Origin of the sequence: Burkholderia sp. WP9 (assembly GCF_900104795.1) — a bacterium.
GTDB lineage: Bacteria > Pseudomonadota > Gammaproteobacteria > Burkholderiales > Burkholderiaceae > Paraburkholderia.
Genome location: NZ_FNTG01000001.1, coordinates 4,496,886 through 4,515,947, shown reverse-complemented (window position 1 = coordinate 4,515,947; position 19,062 = coordinate 4,496,886). Strand labels below are relative to the sequence as shown.

Here is a 19,062-nt window from a genome sequence, read left to right as displayed (position 1 = left end):
GGCTGAAAACGCTTTGAGCGCCTGATTGCCGTTACCAACTGTGACAAAGATGATCTGGCTCGCCACATGCGTCAAAAGGCCCCGTCAGAGGAACTGAGCTGACGGGGCGATTCGACCTATCGGGCGATGTCGAAGCGGTCGAGATCCATCACTTTGGCCCAGGCTGCAACGAAGTCGCGGATGAATTTTTCCTGTGCGTCTTCGCTTGCATAGACTTCGCACAGCGCTCGCAGTTGGGCATGCGAACCAAAGACCAGGTCGACGCGCGTGCCCGTCCATTTGAGCTCGCCGGTCTTGCGATCACGCCCCTCGAACACATCACGGGCGGAGGACAGCGGCTTCCACTCCGTACCCATATCGAGCAGGTTACGGAAGAAGTCATTGGACAGCGTCTCTGGCCTGTGGGTGAATACGCCGTGCGAATCCTGCCCCGCGTGAACATTCAACGCGCGCAAGCCGCCGATCAGCACCGTCATCTCCGGCGCGGTCAACGTCAGCAATTGCGCCTTGTCGATCAGCAACGCTTCCGCCGGGGCGCGGTACTTGGCCTTCAGGTAGTTGCGAAAGCCATCGGCAAGCGGTTCGAGCGCCGCGACGGATTGCACGTCGGTCTGCTCCTGCGAGGCGTCCATGCGGCCCGGCGTGAAAGGCACGCTCACCTGATGACCGGCGCTCTTCGCAGCCTGCTCGACGGCGGCGCCACCGGCCAGCACGATCAGGTCGGCCAGCGAAATCTTCTTGCCGCCAGTTTGCGCGGCGTTGAACTCGCTCTGGATGCCTTCGAGAACTTTCAGCACCTTCGCCAGTTGCTCAGGCTGATTCACCGCCCAGTCTTTCTGCGGCGCGAGGCGAATGCGTGCACCGTTGGCGCCGCCACGCTTGTCCGAGCCGCGGAACGTGGAGGCCGACGCCCATGCCGTCGACGCCAGTTGCGAGACCGACAGTCCCGACGCGAGAATCTTCTGCTTGAGCGAGGCGATGTCCTGCTCGTTCACCAGCGGATGGTCGACCTCCGGAATCGGGTCCTGCCAGATCAGTTTTTCGGCCGGCACTTCCGGTCCGAGATAGCGGGCGTGCGGCCCCATGTCGCGGTGAGTCAGCTTGAACCAGGCACGAGCGAACGCATCGGCGAGCTGGTCCGGGTTCTCCAGGAAACGCCGCGAAATCTTCTCGTAGGCGGGATCGAAGCGCAGCGAGAGGTCCGTGGTGAGCATCGTCGGGCGCAGCTTCTTCGAGGGATCGTGAGCATGCGGGATCGTTTCGCCGGCATCCTTGGCGACCCACTGATGCGCGCCGGCGGGGCTTTTGGTCAACTCCCATTCGTACTTGAAGAGGTTTTCGAAGAATCCGTTGCCCCACCTGGTCGGCGTGGTGGTCCAGGTCACTTCCAGACCGCTGGTGATCGTGTCGCCGCCCTTGCCCGTGCCGAAGCTGTTCTTCCACCCAAGCCCCTGGTTCTCGAGATCGGCGGCCTCGGGTTCAGGGCCGACGTTGTCGGCCGGACCTGCGCCATGCGTCTTGCCGAACGTGTGACCGCCGGCGATCAGCGCGACGGTCTCTTCGTCGTTCATGGCCATGCGCGCGAAGGTTTCGCGAATGTCGTGTGCCGCGGCGAGCGGATCCGGATTGCCGTCGGGACCTTCCGGGTTCACATAGATGAGGCCCATCTGCACCGCACCCAGCGGATTTTCCAGGTTTCGCCCGCTGGTGTCGCGGCTCACCTCTTCGCCGTGCTTTTCTTCGTCAGCGACGATCACGCCACCGTCGTCGTTGTCGCCGGCTGCGCCTTTGCCATAGCGGACGTCGCCACCGAGCCAGGTCTTTTCATTGCCCCAGTAGACGTCCTGGTCCGGCTCCCACGTGTCCTCGCGACCACCCGCGAAACCGAACGTCTTGAAGCCCATGGTTTCGAGCGCGACGTTGCCGGTGAGAATCAACAGGTCGGCCCAGGAAATCTTCTGCCCGTACTTTTGCTTGATCGGCCAAAGCAGGCGGCGAGCCTTATCCAGGCTGACGTTGTCAGGCCAGCTGTTGAGCGGCGCGAACCGTTGCTGGCCGCGCCCTGCGCCGCCGCGGCCGTCGCCGATTCGATAGGTGCCCGCGCTGTGCCACGCCATGCGGATGAACAGCGGGCCGTAGTGGCCGAAGTCCGCGGGCCACCAATCCTGCGAGTTGGTCATCAATGCCGCAAGGTCCTTCTTCACTGCCGCCAGGTCGAGGCTCTTGAACGCCTCGGCATAGTTGAAGCTGCTGTCCAACGGGTTCGACTTGCCGGAGTGCTGGCTGAGCAGATCCAGCCGCAACTGCTTCGGCCACCAGTCACGGTTCGTGGTGCCGCCGCCGGCGGCATGATTGAACGGGCACTTTGCTTCGCTTGACATGCGTTACCTCCTTGGGAGACGTAAACCGGGATGTTCTACTGTGGCGTCAGACCGCCAGGCGCGACGACGATCCGGCGCTGGCGGGTCTGCCTGAAACCTCGTGGTGCGCGCTTTCTGACCTACCGCGGCTGATCACCCGCGGCACGTGGCCGTGCTGCGACGCGGGCTATCGTGGCGTGCAATTGGACGAGAATGGCTCACCGTTTCAGATCTGTTGGGAACTAAAATATACGTGAGAGTTTCTCGCAATAGAAAGCGTTTCCTGCAATGGTATTGATAGGTCGTGACTATAACGTGGCCACCGGAAAGGCGTTTGCTCGGTGCCAGGATGGAAAACGCCCCGGCCGCAATGAGCACACTGCGCGGCAGCACCGATAAGACAACGCCTCCGGAAACGGCACTCCCGCATCATGTATCGGTCGGGCCGACGACATGACCGCTCGCCCAATCAAAGAGAATCGTTCCTTCCGGGCAACGCGAAGTGTGTCTGGATGCTCGGCAATCGCTCGCGCCCCTCGCGAGCCATCGCGCATGGCAAACCGCGTGGATTGCATTGAAGCCTGGAGAATCAGCCTGAGTATTGATTAGGCATCCGATACGTTATCGAAGCACAAACACACGCAAGGCCCGTGTTCCTGCTAGCCCGCCGAACGACCAAACAGGGAAAAATGCTTTGACGCTTTGTGCGGGGCGTCGTCGCCGATCACACCGAATTCGATCGGAAAACGCATGTAGAAAACGTGCACGTTTTCGGCGCGCACAATATCGAGAAGCTGCTGCGCTTCCGCTTCCGTCACGGCAAGAATGATCTGAACCGGCTGATCGTCGAGTTTGAGCATATGCGCCGCGTGACGCGAACCGGCGTGGCCGATCCCTTCGGCACAATTGATGACGGTCGCGCCGCCGATCCCGAGTTGGCGCACCTCATGCAACAGCCATTCGCATACGGTCTGATGGCCGTGCTTCCGGTTGTGTTCCGTATAGAACGTCAGTTGATAGCCGTTCATCGTGCCTCTCCGCTGCCGGACGCGGGGTCGCGCCCAGCTTGATTCATTCTAGTCTATCGCCCACACGACACACGAGCGTGCCCGGCACTGTCGCGCCTGCGGGGGCGACCGGGGTCTCTGCCGAACATCGGCATAAACGCGGACGCTACTCGCCACCCTCCTGTGCGTCTGCGCCAAGCACTTCGTATTCGATGGGACAACGCGTGTAGAAGAGATGAACACCGCCATGCCGCAGGCTATCGAGTAGTGCGTCGATGCGATCATCCGCCGCCGCCACCGTGACGACCACCGGTTGGTCGACCAATTCGAAAAACCGCGCCGCGTGGTACTTGCCGTGCGCGTCGATGCTTTCGCTCACTTCGATCACTGTCGCACCCTCGATGCCGGCAGCCTTCGTCCTGTCGAGAATCCAGTCGACGATGGTCATGTGGCTCTTGCGGTGGCTCTGGTTGGCTGCAAACAGCGTCAGTTGACTGCCTTTCATGAGGAACTCCGATTGGGCTCCATGATGCATGCATGAATTGTCGTTTCGCGCAGAAGGCCGCGACAGGCTACGACTTCCTGATCGAGGAGACTCGCAGACTTCAACCTTCGATTCTCTCGACACTCATACTACCCCCGAGCAACCGCCTCGCTCGAATGCCTTGTGAAATGAATCGTGTGAACCAATTGTGTAAAACGAATCGCGGGCACAAAAAAGCCCTCTCGCGGAGGGCTTTCATATTGGCGACAGTTTGCAAAGCTTATTGCGGCAGACCGCATCAACCTTTGCTCAACCGCAAACTCACGCGAAGTTCTTCGACGCGAATTCCCAATTGACGATGTTCCAGTACGCTTCGACGAACTTCGGACGCGCATTGCGGTAGTCGATGTAGTAAGCGTGTTCCCACACGTCGATCGTCAGCAGTGCTTTCGCGTCGGTGGTCAGCGGCGTGGCGGCGTTGCTCGTCGACACCAGGTCGAGCGAACCGTCAGCCTTCTTCACGAGCCATGCCCAACCCGAGCCGAACGTGCCGACTGCGGTCTTGGCGAACTCTTCCTTGAACTTCTCGAACGAACCCCACTTGGCGTTGATCGCGTCAGCGAGCGCGCCGGTCGGAGCACCGCCACCTTGCGGCGACAGGCTGTTCCAGAAGAACGTGTGGTTCCACACTTGAGCCGCGTTGTTGAACACGCCGCCCGATGCCTTCTTGACGATTTCCTCGAGCGACAGGTTCTCGAACTCCGTGCCCTTGATCAGATTGTTCAGGTTGGTCACATAGGTCTGGTGATGCTTGCCGTAGTGAAACTCGAGCGTCTCTTCCGACATGTTCGGAGCGAGTGCGTTTTTCGCGAACGGCAGCGGCGGGAGCGTATGTTCCATGGTGCTTTCCTTCTGTCTGTATCTGTTGTGGGGGAGTCTGCGGATAACGCTTTAGAGCACTCGATTGTAGGCGAGTTGGAAAAACCCCGCAAACCAACGGACTTTATGTCCGGCATCGGCGAACATGCCGCACACATAGCGTGATTAATGCCTTCGCACACGGTGTGCCCGATCGTTGCCATCGTCAAAAAGGACGTCCGCTCACACCGTCGGCGAAGTGTCAGAAACCGTCCGTCAGGCGCGGCTGCACATCCGCGAGCGCAATGTCCGCGCTGCCTTCCGCGAGATGCACCGTCAAACGCCGCCCCGGCTTCAACGACGACGGCGCGCGCACCGCGCGCCCGCTCTGGGCGTCGAGGACGGCAGCATAACCACGCTCGAGCGTACGCTGCGGACTGAGCACTTCGAGACGCGCGGCAAGCGTGTCGATGCGCGCGGTCTGACGTTCATGCTGGCGTAACAAAGCCGCGTCCAGACGCTGCGAGAGATTGCCGAGCTTGGCCTGATGCCCCGCGAGATCCGGACGCCAGCGCTGCCAGCGCATCTGTAGCAGCGAAAACCGCGCTCGTGCGTCACGCACCGGGCGCGTGCCCGCCGATGCGAGCCTCACGCTCAACTGCTGCACATGCGTGCGCTGCCGCGCAAGACGTTCGGCCGGCGACACCAGCCGGCGCGCGAGCCAGTCGAGTTGCTGGGCGCGCCGCTCCATCATGCGGCCGAAGCCGCGGGCGAGCGTCGCGTGGCGATGGTCGAGCTCACGCAGCAGCAGCACGCGCTGCGGACTCACCAGTTCGGCGGCGCCGGTCGGTGTCGGTGCGCGCACGTCGGCGGCAAAATCGGCAATCGTGAAATCGGTTTCGTGACCGACTCCGCTCACCACCGGAATGGCGCTTTCCGCAATCGCGCGCGCGAGGACTTCTTCGTTGAACGCCCACAGGTCTTCGATCGAGCCGCCGCCACGGCAGACGATCAGCACATCGACTTCGCGCCTTGCGTTGGCGGCATCGACCATGGCGGCGAGCTTGGCGCTCACGCCCACACCCTGCACCGGCGCCGGATAGACGATCACCGGAATGTGCGGCGCGCGGCGCGACAGCGTGGTCAGGACATCGCGCAAAGCCGCGGCCTGCAACGACGTGACAATGCCGATCGCGCGCGGATGAGGCGGCAACGCGCGTTTTCGCTCGGCGGCAAAGAGACCCTCGGCTTCGAGCTGCGCTTTCAGCCGGAGGAACGCTTCGTAAAGACGCCCCTGCCCCGTGCGCCGCACCGCTTCCACATTCAATTGCAGTTCGCCGCGCGGCTCGTACATCGTCACCAGCGCGCGCACTTCGATGCGATCGCCTTCGCGTGGCGTGAATTCGGCGTATTGCGCCCGCCCGCGGAACATCACGCAACGCATCTGCGCCTGCGCGTCCTTGATCGAGAAATACCAATGGCCGCTTGCGGCGCGGGTGAAGTTGGACACTTCGCCGGCGACCCAGACGAGCGGAAACGAGCGTTCGAGCATCGTGCCGATCGCGCGATTAAGCGCCGAGACGGGAACGACGACTTCACCGCCGGGCGCGGCCGACGAGGAAAAAGGGCTTTCGGGATTCATGCGAGGAATAGGGGTGGCTGGCCGGACAGACGATAGACCGAGCGGCCATCGCCGTCCAGCGTGGCGCTCGAATTGTTAAAAGTGTCCACATGGCGGGACCTGCCAGACGAATCCCGCCAGACTGCCCGCGCAAGCGCATGAATTCAAAGCATGTCGTTGATTTATATGGCGTTTACATCTCACCAAAGAGAATGATTACCGATCACGAGCGCGCGGACCGGCACTCTCCGCTCATCGGATGGCAGGTTCTCCACAAAGTTATCCACAGGCGGTGCCCGACATCGTCAGGGTCGTTTCGACGCGCGCCGCCCCGCAGGCGACTTGCCGGGCGGGACGCACGCGCGCTAGAGTGGCGGGTTCGACGGCATGCCGAACGTCCTCGCGGCGTCCGGCATTGCGGCGCCCTCGCCCTGTGCCGCCCCTGTTTCGCCTTTGGCCTCATTCTCGACAGTCCGGAGAACCGCGTTGATGCTTGCCCCGCGTTTTGCGCCTAGCTCCTTCATGCCGCCGTCCCGGCGCTTTCCGACGGACGGCGCGCCGTTCGTCCGTGCGACCCGCCCATGAGCGAAATTCACAACCGTCTCGAAGCACGCCTCGCGCGCGAATGGCAGCAGCGTGGCCCGCTTGCATGGGCGCTGACGCCGTTCGCCTGCGTGTTCGGCGCGATCGCCGCCGCGCGCCGCGCCGCCTTTTCGTTCGGCTGGTTGAAATCGGTTCGCGTCGGTGTGCCCGTGGTGGTGGTCGGCAATGTGACCGTCGGGGGCACCGGCAAGACGCCCACGGTGATCGCGCTCGTCGAAGCGTTACGCGCCGCGGGCTTCAAGCCCGGTGTGGTGTCGCGCGGTTACGGCGCGCGCGTGACGAGCCCGACACGGGTCACGCCCGCATCGGCGGCGAGCGTGGGCGGCGACGAGCCGCTGCTGATCGCCCGCCGTACCGGCGCGCCGGTCTGGGTCTGTCCGGATCGCGTGGCGGCCGCGCAGGCGCTGTGCGCCGCGCACCGCGAAGTCGACGTGATCGTGAGCGATGACGGCTTGCAGCATTACCGGCTCGAACGCGACGCCGAACTGGTCGTGTTCGATCACCGGCTCGGCGGCAATGGTTTTCTGCTGCCGGCCGGCCCGCTGCGCGAGCCCTTGTCGCGCCGCCGCGATGCGACGCTCGTCAATGATCCTTACGCGCGCACGCTGCCCGCGTGGCCGAACACCTTCGCGTTGAAACTCACGCCCGGCGACGCGTGGCATCTGGACAATCCCGCGTTGCGCCGACCGCTCGCGCAATTCAGCGGCGATCGCGTGCTGGCCGCGGCCGGCATCGGCGCGCCGGAGCGGTTTTTCGCCACGCTGCGCGCCGCCGGCCTGACGCCGGCCACCCGCGCGTTGCCGGATCATTACGCGTTCGAACGCAATCCTTTTACCGACGTGGACGCCGACGCCATCCTGATAACAGAAAAGGATGCGGTAAAATTAGGGTCCTGGCACGACGCGCGCATCTGGGTAGTCCCGGTCGAAGCCGCGCTCGATCATCGCCTCATCGCATTAGTTGTGGAGAAAGTCCGTGGACGCTCGCCTGCTTGAAATTCTCGTCTGCCCGATCTGCAAGGGCCCGCTCAGCTACGACCGCGCCGCGCAGGAACTGATCTGCAACGCGGACAAGCTCGCCTATCCGATCCGCGACGGGATTCCCGTCATGCTCGTCGACGAAGCGCGGCAAACCGTGGAAGGCACGCCGGTCGATCTGAATCCGGGTTCCGTGGCCTGAAGCCGGGCCGACTCGCACCGGGCGGCCGCCATGCCGGCGCCCCTTGTGTTTCGATCCGCATCCGCCGTCTTTCCGGTCCGCGCCCTTGCAGTTTGCGCGGCCACCTTCCCGCGGTTTCATCGCCGCCCGCCGTTCCGCCCGTCTCTGCGCCTGTCCTGCCGATGACCCACGCCAACACCACCACGCCTCCGTTCATCGCCGTCGTCCCGGCCCGGCTCGCCTCGACGCGTCTGCCCAACAAGCCGCTCGCCGATATCGGCGGCAAGCCGATGGTGGTGCGGGTCGCGGAACGCGCGCGCGAATCGGGCGCGCAGCAGGTGCTGGTCGCCTCGGACGCGCAAGCGGTGCTCGACGCCGCCCGCGATCACGGCTTCGAAGCCGTGTTGACGCGCGCGGACCATCCGTCCGGCACGGACCGCCTCGCGGAAGTCGCGGCGCAATTCGGCTGGAGCGACGACACGATCGTGGTCAACGTACAGGGCGACGAGCCGCTGATCGATCCAGCACTCGTGTGCGGCGTGGCGTCGCACCTTGCGGCGAGCAGTGGTTGCGCGATCGCCACTGCTGCCCACCCGATCACCGACCCCGCCGAAATTTTCAACCCGAACGTCGTCAAGGTCGTGCTCGACGCGCGCGGTATCGCGCTGTACTTCTCGCGCGCGCCGATTCCCTGGGCACGCGACGCGTATCAGCCGCACTGGCCCAATGTCGCGTCGATGCCCACTCCGCCCGCGCCCGCGGTGGTTCATCGGCATATCGGCCTGTACGCGTATCGCGCGCAATTCCTGCGCACCTACCCGAGCCTCGCGATCTCGCCGATCGAACAGGTCGAAGCGCTCGAACAACTGCGCGCGATGTGGCATGGCGAGCGGATCGCGGTGCTCGTCACCCACGACGTGCCGCTGCCCGGCGTCGACACGCCCGCCGATCTCGCGCGCGTGCAGGCTTTATTCGGGTCTTGAGCGCAAAAACCCATGGCATAATCGGACGGTTGTGCGCGCCTCCCGAGACAAACGAGGTTCAGGGTTTGCCCGGTCGCGCCGTTGCGGTCCTGCAGCGCCGTTTCTTTAACGTGCAGCGCGAGACTCGTACCGGCGCCGACGCGGAGCCCTTCGAGACATCGTGGGACGGCTGCAGCGCCACCAAAGAATTCACATAGATCTGGAGATAGCACATGCGTTTGATCCTATTGGGTGCGCCCGGCGCGGGTAAGGGCACTCAGGCGACCTTCATCAAGGAAAAGTTCGGCATTCCGCAAATTTCCACCGGCGACATGCTGCGTGCGGCCGTCAAGGCAGGCACGCCGCTCGGCCTCGAAGCGAAGCGCTTCATGGATGCCGGCGAACTGGTCACGGACGAGTTGATCATCAACCTGGTGAAGGAACGTCTGCAGCAGGCCGACTGCGCGAACGGCTACCTGTTCGACGGTTTTCCGCGCACCATCCCGCAAGCCGAGGCGATGAAGCAGGCCGGCGTCGCGATCGACTACGTGCTGGAGATCGACGTGCCGTTCGACGAGATCATCTTGCGTATGAGCGGTCGCCGTTCGCACGCCGCGTCGGGCCGTACGTATCACGTCAAGTTCAATCCGCCGAAAGTGGAAGGCGTGGACGACGTAACAGGCGAACCGCTGATCCAGCGCGACGACGACAAGGAAGAAACGGTCAAGAAGCGTCTGGAAGTGTACGAGGCGCAAACCAAGCCGTTGATCGAGTACTACAACACCTGGGCGAAGAACGGCGATTCGTCGACCTCGTTGAAGGCGCCGCAGTATCGCCGCATTTCGGGGCTCGGCAGCGTCGAGGAAATTCGTGAACGCGCATTCGAGGCATTGAAATAAGCGCATTTTCGTTTGCGTTTGTTTCAATAGGACCCGCCCTTGCCGGCGGGTTTTTTATTGCATTGCGCGGATGCAGTGCCCGTTCTCTGCGCGCCGCACCTCGCATTACTTAGCCATCCATAATGGTTTGCTTTCAGCCCGTCGCGCTTTCCGCGTTGCAGCATAGTCGTTACAATCGATCATCGAGAAAATATTCGATCTAGACACTACTGAACCGTAGCAAAGGAGAAGACATGGAGATTCGTGACAATGTGTTCCTGATCACCGGCGGTGCGTCAGGCTTGGGCGCAGCCACGGCGCGCCTGCTCGTCCAAAATGGCGGCAAGGTGGTGCTCGCCGACCTGAATGTGGAGGCCGGCGAGGCGCTCGCCAGGGAACTCGGCGGTGTCTTCGTCAAATGCGACGTCAGCCGCGAAGACGACGCCACGCAAGCCGTCGATGCCGCCACCAAACTCGGCACGCTGCGCGGCCTCGTCAATTGCGCGGGTGTCGCGCCTGCCATCAAAACGGTCGGCAAGGACGGCCCCCATCCGCTCGATTCGTTCGCGCGCACCATCTCGATCAACCTGATCGGCACGTTCAACATGATCCGGCTTGCCGCCGCAGCCATGTCGAAGAACGAGCCGAATGCGAATGGCGAGCGTGGCGTGATCATCAATACGGCGTCGGTGGCCGCCTACGATGGCCAGATCGGCCAGGCGGCTTATGCCGCGTCCAAGAGCGGCGTGGTCGGCATGACGCTGCCCATTGCCCGTGACCTGTCGCGCAACGCAATCCGCGTGATGACCATTGCGCCGGGCATTTTCGAAACGCCCATGCTGCTCGGCATGCCGCAGGAAGTGCAGGACGCCCTCGGCGCGATGGTGCCGTTCCCACCGCGTCTCGGCAAACCGGCGGAGTACGCGATGCTGGCCAAGCAGATCTTCGACAACCCGATGCTCAATGGTGAAGTGATCCGCCTGGACGGCGCGATCCGCATGCAGCCGAAGTGAGCGTCCATGCGGCGTGCCGTCTGAAAGGGGCGCGTCAATGAAAAACGCCTGCATACGAATGTATGCAGGCGTTTTGTTTTGAGCCGTACCAGCGGGCGCTACCCCCACTGCGCACTGCCTAGTCGCGATCGTTGTGCTGGGTGCGCTGACGCAGTTCGTGCAATTGCGACTCGACCACGGTCGCGTCTTCGGCATCCGGCCGGTCGCCGAGATAACGCTCCAGGTCTTCGAGCGCGGGGCGCAGGTAATCGAGCCGTGCATACGCGAAGCCGCGGTCGCGCACTTCTTCGATACTCTCCGGCAGCAGGATCACGAGACGCTGCTGCACCGCCAGCAAACGCTGCCAGCGTTCCGTCTGAAGATACGTGGACTTCAGGTTGCGCAGCATGCGGGCGATGATCTCGCGGCGCGTGGCCGGTTGCAGCAGCATGCGCAGCGCCCTGCTCACCGATTCGCCCGCCGACGCGACATAAGGCTCCAGCATCTCCACCATCTCCGACTCGGACAGCGAATGTCCGCTGGTCGGATCGAGCATCACGTCGCCGTCGGGCGTGGTCACGCGCAACAGGAAGTGGCCGGGAAAAGACACGCCGCGCGCCGGAACGCCGATCTGCTCAGCCATCTCCAGATACAGCACGGCCAGCGAAATCGGAATGCCGCGGCGCCGCTTGAGCACCGCGTTCAGATGGCTGTTGTCCGGGTCGTAATAGTCGTTGAGATTGCTGGCGAAACCCAGCTCGCGAAAGAAGAACCGGTTCAGAATGCCGACTTTCTGCTTGATGTCGGCGTCGTCCGGCATGCGCCGCTGCAGACGCACCACCAGCTCGTCGATCTCGGCGAGCGTGGCTTGCAGATCGAGGTCGGGATAAGCATCCTGCGCGAGCGAGAGCGCCGCCTCGGTCAACGGAAGACTGTCGTCTTCGGCAACCAGCGTGCTGAAATAGTCGAGAACTCGCGTCATCGTGATCACTTCGCTCGCCTTTTGAAATACGCGTACTTGAAGCCCATCAGCCAAAGCATACCGAAATATAGCGCGGCGAACAGAACGAGGCACGCTGCGAGCAACGCCATGCGGTCGACCGGCCGGCTATGCAAGCCGATCCAGTCAAAGCTGATCGCCAGCCAGTGCATCGCGCCAGCCAGCACCAGGCAGGCGCCGAGCAACTGCACGAAGAATTTCAGCCAGCCGCTCGACGGCGTATAGATGCCGCGTTTGCGCAGGCCGAGAAACAGCAGCAGCGCATTACCGCAAGCGCCGAGCCCGACGCTCAGCGTCAAACCTGCATGAGCGAAAATCGGCACGAACAGATAGTTGCTCAACTGCGTGAGAATCAACACGCCGACACCGATCTTCACCGGCGTCTTGATGTCCTGCTTGGCGTAGAAACCCGGCGCGAGGATCTTGATGAGAATGAGGCCGATCAGCCCGACGCCGTACGCGGACAGCGCGCGGGAGGTCATCACCACCGAGTTGCCGTCGAACTTGCCGTAGTGGAACAGCGTGGCGGTCAGCGGCTCTGCGAAGAAAAACAGCGCGACGGCGCTCGGCGCGGCGAGCAGAAAGGTGACGCGCAAGCCCCAATCGAGCAGCGACGAATACTCATGCGGATCGGCGTCGACGTGCGCCTTCGAGAGGCTCGGCAGCAGGATCGTGCCGAGCGCGACACCCAGCAGCGCGGTCGGGAACTCCATCAGCCGGTCGGCGTAGTTGATCCAGGACACCGCCCCCGGGCCGATGCGCGACGCGATATTCGTGTTGATGATCAGGCTGATCTGCGCGACCGAGACGGCGAACATCGCGGGCACCATCTTGGACAGCACGCGCTTCACGCCGCGATGCGCGAGCGCCTTCACCGGATTCAGGCCGATGCGCGGAATCATGTCGATCTTCTTCAGACCCGGCAGTTGCACGACGAACTGCAGCACGCCGCCCGCGATCACCGCCCACGCGAGCGCATAGACCGGCGTTTGCAGGCGCGGCGCGACGAACACGGCGGCGACGATGAACGCGACGTTCAGCAGAACCGGCGCGAATGCGGGCAGCGAGAAGTTCTTGTACGTATTCAGCACGCCCGACGCCAGCGACGTCAGCGAAATGAAAATGATGTACGGGAACATGATGCGCGTCATGGTGACCGCGAGCGCGTACGCCTGGCCCTCGTGCGCGAGGCCCGAGGCGACGATGAACACCACGCCCGACGCGCCGACCACGCCGATCAGCGAGAGGACGGCGAGCGCCCAGGCGAGCACCGTCGACGTGGCGTCGACCAGTGCCTTGGTGGCGTCATGGCCTTGCTGATTCTTGAACTCGGCGAGGATCGGCACGAAGGCCTGCGAGAACGCGCCTTCAGCGGAGATGCGGCGCAGCAGGTTCGGAATGCGGAAGGCGACGTAGAACGCGTCAGTGTATTGACTGGCACCGAACGCGCGTGCGATCAGCGTTTCGCGGGCCAGTCCGGTCACGCGCGACAGCAGCGTGAAGCCGCTGACCGTCAGCAGGGCTCGGAATAGATTCATGGGGCGCTTATTATACGGGTGCCGCAAGTGCGGACGACGAGCCGGAACGCGATTCGGACCGATTTGCCGCGCAGACGTTCGATCCGACAGGCGGATTGGCGCGTTTTTTGTGGCCCGCCCGCGCGGCGGCGTCCTGTCGGACATCCCCGCAGCCCACTTCCAGGCGGACTCCGGCCAGACTTCGGGCGGCGGCCCCGGCATCGCCGCCAGCCGGGTGCCAGGCTTTACGCCACGGGGCGGCAGGACTTCGTAGCGCTTTCCCGTTGCCACGTGCCTGATTTTGTTGCTATAATCGCCGGTTTCGAAGCTCGCTCAACTTTCGGTCTACTTCCAGACGAGGTCGCGGCCGGCGACACGCCACCTGCGAACATCCTCGAATAGCCCGAAAACACAGGCCAGCCTTCACGTAGTCCGATCGATTTTTTTCGACACTTTTGCGCTCTTGGGCAATCGCTTCCAAGAGTTCGATCTAAAAGCAGCACCTCACCACTTGAAGGTCAGGTACTGGAAACAGGAACAGGATAAGGAACCGTCATGGCTAACTCCGCACAAGCACGCAAGCGCGCCCGCCAGGCCGCCAAGGCAAACTCGCACAACTCGGCACTGCGCTCGAAGTTCCGCACGGCTATCAAGGCTGTCCGCAAGGCGATCGACGCCGGCGACAAGGCTAAGGCCGCTGAGATCTTCCAGGCATCGTCGAAGACCATCGACATCATTGCCGACAAGAACATCGTTCACAAGAACAAGGCTGCTCGCCATAAGAGCCGCCTCGCTGCAGCCATCAAGGGTCTGCAAGCGTCCGCAGCGCAGTAATTCCGGTCAGCCCGCTTCGGTGGGCTACCTCCTGTTTCCGCTGCACAGAAAGGCCCGCCTCGGCGGGCTTTTTTGCTTGGCACCGGCGCAGGCCGATCGTGCGCCCCACTCGCCGATGCTTCGGTTGCAAAAAAACCCGCTGCTGGCGGGTTTTTGTTTTTGCCGACTCGACTGGCTTGCGCCTTAGCGCGTGTTCTTGGTCTGCTGCGTACCATGCTCCGGCGGCAACTCGCAAGCCTCGGTCACGATAAGGTCGTTGTCTTTCGCGAAGTTGAGGACGAAGTCGAAAGCCATCGGCTCGATGTCACGCAAGCGCGAATCGAGAATCACGCACTTGAGGTCGCCGAGCATGGTCGGCCGGACGTAAAGCGAGTACTGCATATAAGCGTTCGGCCCCTTCCTTGCACCGGGGCCGAAGCACGCCATGACGCCTGCGAGGCGCTCCGACCAGTCGCTCGGCCGAAACTTTTTTCCCGTCGACGTGATGCCCTGAATGAAATATTCGGTTGGAGCTGCTTCGGCCATGTAGGAATACCTGTGTGACTGCCCAGCGGGATGACGGCAAAGCGAACGGCGAAGCGGCTGTGAATTGCCTGGACTCGCCGACCATGCCGCGATGGCGAACCACACCACCGGAACCGCGAAGGGCCGGCTGAGCCGCCTTTGCGCTTGTCATGACGGCACACCGCGAGCAGGCCTTTCCGAGCCGCGCGAGCCGTGTCCCGCAAGCGAAATACCGGCCTGCTGGGCTTTGGGATAACCCGTAGATTATAGCGCAGCGGACCTTTTTCCGCAGCGCACACAAGACAAGTCTGAGATATCGGCGACGCTTTCAGCCGGCTTGCCTGGCCTTTTGGCCGACTCGTCAAATCGGGCGAAATCCTTTATGCTGCATTGAGTTACCACAAACGACGGCGGCGCCGTCCGGCAATCCTGCCGGGTGAGACCGCCGTATTTGTTTCATGACCGCCAAGAAAATTCGCCACTACCTGCAGTTCAAGGATTTCTCGCTGGAAGACTACGAGTACGTGCTGGAACGCGCGCGCATTCTGAAACGCAAATTCAAGAACTACGAGACCTACCATCCACTGCACGATCGCACGCTGGCGATGATCTTCGAAAAAAATTCGACACGCACGCGCCTGTCGTTCGAAGCCGGCATCTTCCAGTTGGGCGGTCACGCCGTTTTCATGAGCACGCGTGACACACAACTCGGCCGCGGCGAACCGATCGAAGACGCAGCGCAAGTGATCTCGCGCATGGTCGACATCATCATGATCCGCACGTTCGGCCAGGACATTCTCACCCGCTTCGCCGAGAATTCGCGCGTGCCGGTAATCAACGGGCTGACCAACGAATATCACCCGTGCCAGGTGCTGGCGGACATCTTCACGTACTTCGAGCATCGCGGTCCGATTCGCGGCAAGACGGTTGCGTGGGTCGGCGACGCCAACAACATGCTGTACACGTGGATCGAAGCCGCGCAGATTCTCGGCTTCAAGCTGCGCCTGTCCACGCCGCCAGGCTACAAGCTCGACCGCGCCATGGTCGCCGCCGAGAGCGCGCCGTTCTACGAAGAATTCGACGATCCGAACGAGGCCTGCACGGGCGCCGACCTCGTGACCACCGACGTCTGGACCAGCATGGGCTTCGAGGCCGAGAACGAAGCGCGCAAGAAAGCCTTCGCCGACTGGTGCGTCGACGCCGACATGATGGCGCGTGCCAATGCAGATGCGCTCTTTATGCACTGCCTGCCTGCCCATCGCGGCGAGGAAGTCAGCGCCGAAGTGATCGACGGCCCGCAAAGCGTCGTGTGGGACGAGGCGGAAAATCGTTTGCACGTGCAAAAGGCCTTGATGGAATATCTGCTGCTCGGCAAGCTGAATCACTGAGCGAGCCGCTGCCCGGCACTTAATGCAGCACCTAATGCAGCATCTGCGTGTAGCGCGACGGGGCCTTGAATACGAGGCAAGGTGTCCACGTTTAGCGCCACGCATCGAGCCGGCGTCCACTGCGTCAAGCGGACCCGGCTACATCACCGCACTGCCCCAAAAACGCGGGCAACCGGCGGTTTAGTGTCAAAATAGTGGTTTTCCGCGCTCCGGGACCGCCGGCGCGCCTTGTTTTCCCGCTTTCTCCAGCTACGAGTTCACCATGAGCGATATCAAGAAAGTCGTGCTCGCCTATTCGGGCGGCCTCGACACCTCCGTCATCCTGAAGTGGTTGCAGGACAATTACGACGCCGAAGTCGTCACGTTCACGGCCGACATCGGCCAGGGCGAAGAGCTGGAACCGGCGCGCAAGAAGGCCCTGCAACTCGGCATCAAGCCGGAAAACATCTTTATCGAAGACCTGCGCGAAGAGTTCGTGCGTGACTTCGTGTTCCCGATGTTCCGCGCCAACACGATCTATGAAGGCGAGTATCTGCTGGGCACGTCGATCGCGCGTCCGCTGATCGCCAAGCGTCAGATCGAAATCGCGCGCGCCACCGGCGCGCAAGCGGTCTCGCACGGCGCAACCGGCAAGGGCAACGACCAGGTTCGCTTCGAACTCGGTTACTACGCGCTGGAACCGGGTATCAAGGTCATCGCGCCGTGGCGCGAATGGGATCTGCTGTCGCGTGAAAAGCTGCTCGCGTACGCCGAAAAGGCCGGCATTCCGATCGAAATGAAGCACAAGCAAGGCGGCGCGCCGTATTCGATGGACGCGAACCTGCTGCACATTTCGTTCGAAGGCCGTCACCTGGAAGATCCGAAAGCGGAAGCGGAAGCCGATATGTGGCGTTGGACCGTGTCGCCGGAAGAGGCGCCGGACCAGGCTGAATACCTCGACATCGAGTACGAGCACGGCGATCCGGTTGCGATCAACGGCAAGCGTCTGTCGGCCGCGGAAATGCTCACCGAGCTGAACCGCCTGGGCGGCAAGCACGGCATTGGCCGTCTGGATCTGGTGGAAAACCGTTACGTCGGCATGAAGTCGCGCGGCTGCTATGAAACGCCGGGCGGCACGATCATGCTGAAGGCGCACCGCGGCATCGAGTCGATCACGCTCGACCGTGAAGTGGCTCACCTGAAAGACGACCTGATGCCCCGCTACGCGGCGCTGATCTATAACGGCTACTGGTGGAGCCCGGAGCGCCGTGCGCTCCAGGTGCTGATCGACCATACGCAAGAGAAGGTCAACGGCTGGGTGCGCGTGAAGCTGTACAAGGGCAGCGTGTCGGTCGTCGCGCGCGATTCGAAGGAAACGCTGTTCGACAAGACCATCGCCACTTTCGACGACGACGGCGGCGCTTACAACCAGGCCGACGCTGGCGGGTTCATCAAGCTGAACGCACTGCGTATGCGGATTGCGGAAAACGCTCGCCGTCAGCGCGATTGATGAAGCACGGCTTGGCAGCAGGCTAACTTCGCGCTAGCGAAGTTCAGCGCCGAAAGGCGCGGCCGAAGCCAAACGCAAAAAAGGCGCCGGGAGGAAACTCCCGGCGCCTTTTTTATCACCAACACATCCGCATCAACACATCCGCACCAAGCAACCCGACTCAACCCATCACAAACAAACCGGCTCCGCCTCCAGCTCCACCCCAAACCTCTCCAGCACATCGCGCTGAATCGCTTTCGCCAACGCCAACACCTCCGCGCCGCTCGCGCCGCCGCGATTCACCAGCACCAGCGCCTGCCGTTCGTGCACGGCCGCCGCGCCCATCGCGCGACCTTTCCAGCCGCATCGATCGATCAGCCAGCCGGCGGCGAGCTTCACCCGGCCATCCGGCTGCACATAGGACACGACCTCCGGCTCCCGGAGCTTCAGCGCCTCGAACTGCGCCGCCTCGACCACAGGATTCTTGAAGAAGCTGCCGGCATTGCCGAGTTCCAGCGGATCGGGCAGCTTGGCGCGCCGCACCGCCACCACCGCATCGAAGATGGCCTGCGCGGTCGGCGGCGTATCGGCGTGGCCGTTCGCGGCCAGTTCGCGAGCAAGATCCGCATACCCGGCGCGCGGCTGCCAGACCTTCGGCAAACGGAACGTCACCGACGTAATCACGAAACGCTCGCGCCCTTCCCGCTTGAAAAAACTGTCGCGATAGCTGAAGCGGCAAGCCTGCGCGTCCAGCTCGACCACGGCGCCCGTGGCCAGCTCCACCGCGCGCAGCGACGCGAAACGCTCGCACATCTCCAACCCGTACGCGCCGATGTTCTGGATCGGCGCCGCGCCCACCGTGCCCGGAATCAGCGCGAGGTTCTCGAGGCCAGCCATGCCTTGCGACAAAGTCCAGGCCACAAACTCATGCCACGGCTCGCCGCCGGCCGCTTCGACGTACCATGCATGATCGTCTTCACGTACCACGCGGCGGCCCCGCAGCGCGACCAGTAGCACCAGCCCGCCAAAGTCGCCGGTCAGCACGACATTGCTGCCGCCGCCGAGCACGAGGCGCGGCAGGCCGGCTGCGCGCGGATCACGCACCGCGGCCATCAATTGCTCTTCTCGCTCGATGCGGCACGCAAACTGCGCGCGAACATCGAAGCCGAAGGTGTTGTGCGGCTTCAGCGGATAGCCGGCAATGAATGCGGCGGATTCGGAGTGGGACATCGGAATGGGAACAGTGAAACGACGAATGAAACGACGAAATAAGCAGCCTACGAAAACGGCTTCGGACCTGGGCTGCGCGGCAATGCGCGGCGGCCTTGGGCAAAAGGGAGCGGCGTCGGTAAAATAACGTCCGGTCCGTGATTATAGCGAGTGCCTCATGAGCAGCCGGCCGGCTGCGTCGCGCACCGCAGCACTATT

Annotated in this window: 17 protein-coding genes; 8 read left to right on the top strand and 9 right to left on the bottom strand. The window is 62.9% G+C overall.

Features of this window, described 5'->3' with window-relative positions; all coding sequences use genetic code 11:
* Positions 1-116 precede the first annotated feature (116 nt).
* The 5 genes from katG to xseA all read right to left on the bottom strand — a co-directional run bounded on the left by katG (position 117) and on the right by xseA (position 6,351).
* A complete protein-coding gene (gene katG / locus BLW71_RS20165) occupies positions 117-2,381 on the bottom strand; it encodes a catalase/peroxidase HPI (RefSeq protein WP_091799598.1) in 2,265 nt (754 codons plus the stop codon).
* 638 nt (positions 2,382-3,019) lie between these two features.
* Positions 3,020-3,388, bottom strand: coding sequence for a DUF190 domain-containing protein (locus tag BLW71_RS20160; RefSeq protein WP_091799594.1), 369 nt, complete (start codon positions 3,386-3,388; stop codon positions 3,020-3,022).
* Positions 3,389-3,533: 145 nt separating this feature from the next.
* Positions 3,534-3,872 (bottom strand): DUF190 domain-containing protein, encoded by a 339-nt coding sequence (locus tag BLW71_RS20155; protein WP_091799591.1) that lies wholly within the window; start codon positions 3,870-3,872, stop codon positions 3,534-3,536.
* A gap of 300 nt (positions 3,873-4,172) precedes the next feature.
* Complete coding sequence (gene sodB, locus BLW71_RS20150) at positions 4,173-4,751, bottom strand: superoxide dismutase [Fe] (RefSeq protein WP_091799589.1); 579 nt, start codon at positions 4,749-4,751, stop codon at positions 4,173-4,175.
* Positions 4,752-4,971: 220 nt separating this feature from the next.
* Complete coding sequence (gene xseA / locus BLW71_RS20145; RefSeq protein WP_091799586.1) at positions 4,972-6,351, bottom strand: exodeoxyribonuclease VII large subunit; 1,380 nt, start codon at positions 6,349-6,351, stop codon at positions 4,972-4,974.
* A 560-nt stretch (positions 6,352-6,911) separates the two neighbouring features.
* Between xseA and lpxK the strand changes: the two genes are divergently transcribed.
* From lpxK to BLW71_RS20120, 5 genes are all read left to right on the top strand, one after another.
* On the top strand, positions 6,912-7,928 hold the full coding sequence (lpxK, locus tag BLW71_RS20140; protein ID WP_091799583.1) for a tetraacyldisaccharide 4'-kinase: 1,017 nt from the start codon (positions 6,912-6,914) through the stop codon (positions 7,926-7,928).
* Positions 7,909-8,112 (top strand): Trm112 family protein, encoded by a 204-nt coding sequence (locus BLW71_RS20135; protein ID WP_007180583.1) that lies wholly within the window; start codon positions 7,909-7,911, stop codon positions 8,110-8,112. The genes lpxK and BLW71_RS20135 overlap by 20 nt, the downstream gene beginning before the upstream one ends.
* 161 nt (positions 8,113-8,273) lie before the next feature.
* Entirely contained in the window at positions 8,274-9,074 is an 801-nt protein-coding gene (gene kdsB, locus BLW71_RS20130; RefSeq protein WP_091799580.1) for a 3-deoxy-manno-octulosonate cytidylyltransferase, read from the top strand.
* Between the two features lie 212 nt (positions 9,075-9,286).
* Positions 9,287-9,952, top strand: coding sequence for an adenylate kinase (adk, locus tag BLW71_RS20125; protein ID WP_091799577.1), 666 nt, complete (start codon positions 9,287-9,289; stop codon positions 9,950-9,952).
* Positions 9,953-10,185: 233 nt separating this feature from the next.
* Positions 10,186-10,944, top strand: coding sequence for a 3-hydroxyacyl-CoA dehydrogenase (locus BLW71_RS20120; RefSeq protein WP_091799574.1), 759 nt, complete (start codon positions 10,186-10,188; stop codon positions 10,942-10,944).
* Positions 10,945-11,062: 118 nt separating this feature from the next.
* On the opposite strand, the gene BLW71_RS20115 is transcribed toward BLW71_RS20120, so the two are convergent.
* Both BLW71_RS20115 and murJ read right to left on the bottom strand, forming a co-directional pair.
* Complete coding sequence (locus BLW71_RS20115; protein WP_091801044.1) at positions 11,063-11,905, bottom strand: SirB1 family protein; 843 nt, start codon at positions 11,903-11,905, stop codon at positions 11,063-11,065.
* Positions 11,906-11,910: 5 nt separating this feature from the next.
* Positions 11,911-13,461, bottom strand: a complete 1,551-nt coding sequence (gene murJ, locus BLW71_RS20110; RefSeq protein ID WP_091799571.1) for a murein biosynthesis integral membrane protein MurJ — start codon at positions 13,459-13,461, stop codon at positions 11,911-11,913.
* Positions 13,462-13,995: 534 nt separating this feature from the next.
* Between murJ and rpsT the strand changes: the two genes are divergently transcribed.
* Positions 13,996-14,274, top strand: a complete 279-nt coding sequence (rpsT, locus tag BLW71_RS20105) for a 30S ribosomal protein S20 (RefSeq protein WP_012434165.1) — start codon at positions 13,996-13,998, stop codon at positions 14,272-14,274.
* Between the two features lie 183 nt (positions 14,275-14,457).
* On the opposite strand, the gene BLW71_RS20100 is transcribed toward rpsT, so the two are convergent.
* Complete coding sequence (locus BLW71_RS20100) at positions 14,458-14,799, bottom strand: DUF3579 domain-containing protein (RefSeq protein WP_091799568.1); 342 nt, start codon at positions 14,797-14,799, stop codon at positions 14,458-14,460.
* Between the two features lie 437 nt (positions 14,800-15,236).
* Between BLW71_RS20100 and argF the strand changes: the two genes are divergently transcribed.
* Entirely contained in the window at positions 15,237-16,166 is a 930-nt protein-coding gene (gene argF / locus BLW71_RS20095; RefSeq protein ID WP_091799565.1) for an ornithine carbamoyltransferase, read from the top strand.
* A 262-nt stretch (positions 16,167-16,428) separates the two neighbouring features.
* A complete protein-coding gene (locus tag BLW71_RS20090; protein ID WP_091799562.1) occupies positions 16,429-17,655 on the top strand; it encodes an argininosuccinate synthase in 1,227 nt (408 codons plus the stop codon).
* A gap of 168 nt (positions 17,656-17,823) precedes the next feature.
* Here the strand turns inward: BLW71_RS20090 and murB are convergent, their stop codons facing one another.
* Positions 17,824-18,864: a UDP-N-acetylmuramate dehydrogenase gene (murB, locus tag BLW71_RS20085; RefSeq protein WP_091799560.1), complete on the bottom strand. Its 1,041-nt coding sequence runs from the start codon at positions 18,862-18,864 to the stop codon at positions 17,824-17,826.
* Positions 18,865-19,062: the final 198 nt, after the last annotated feature.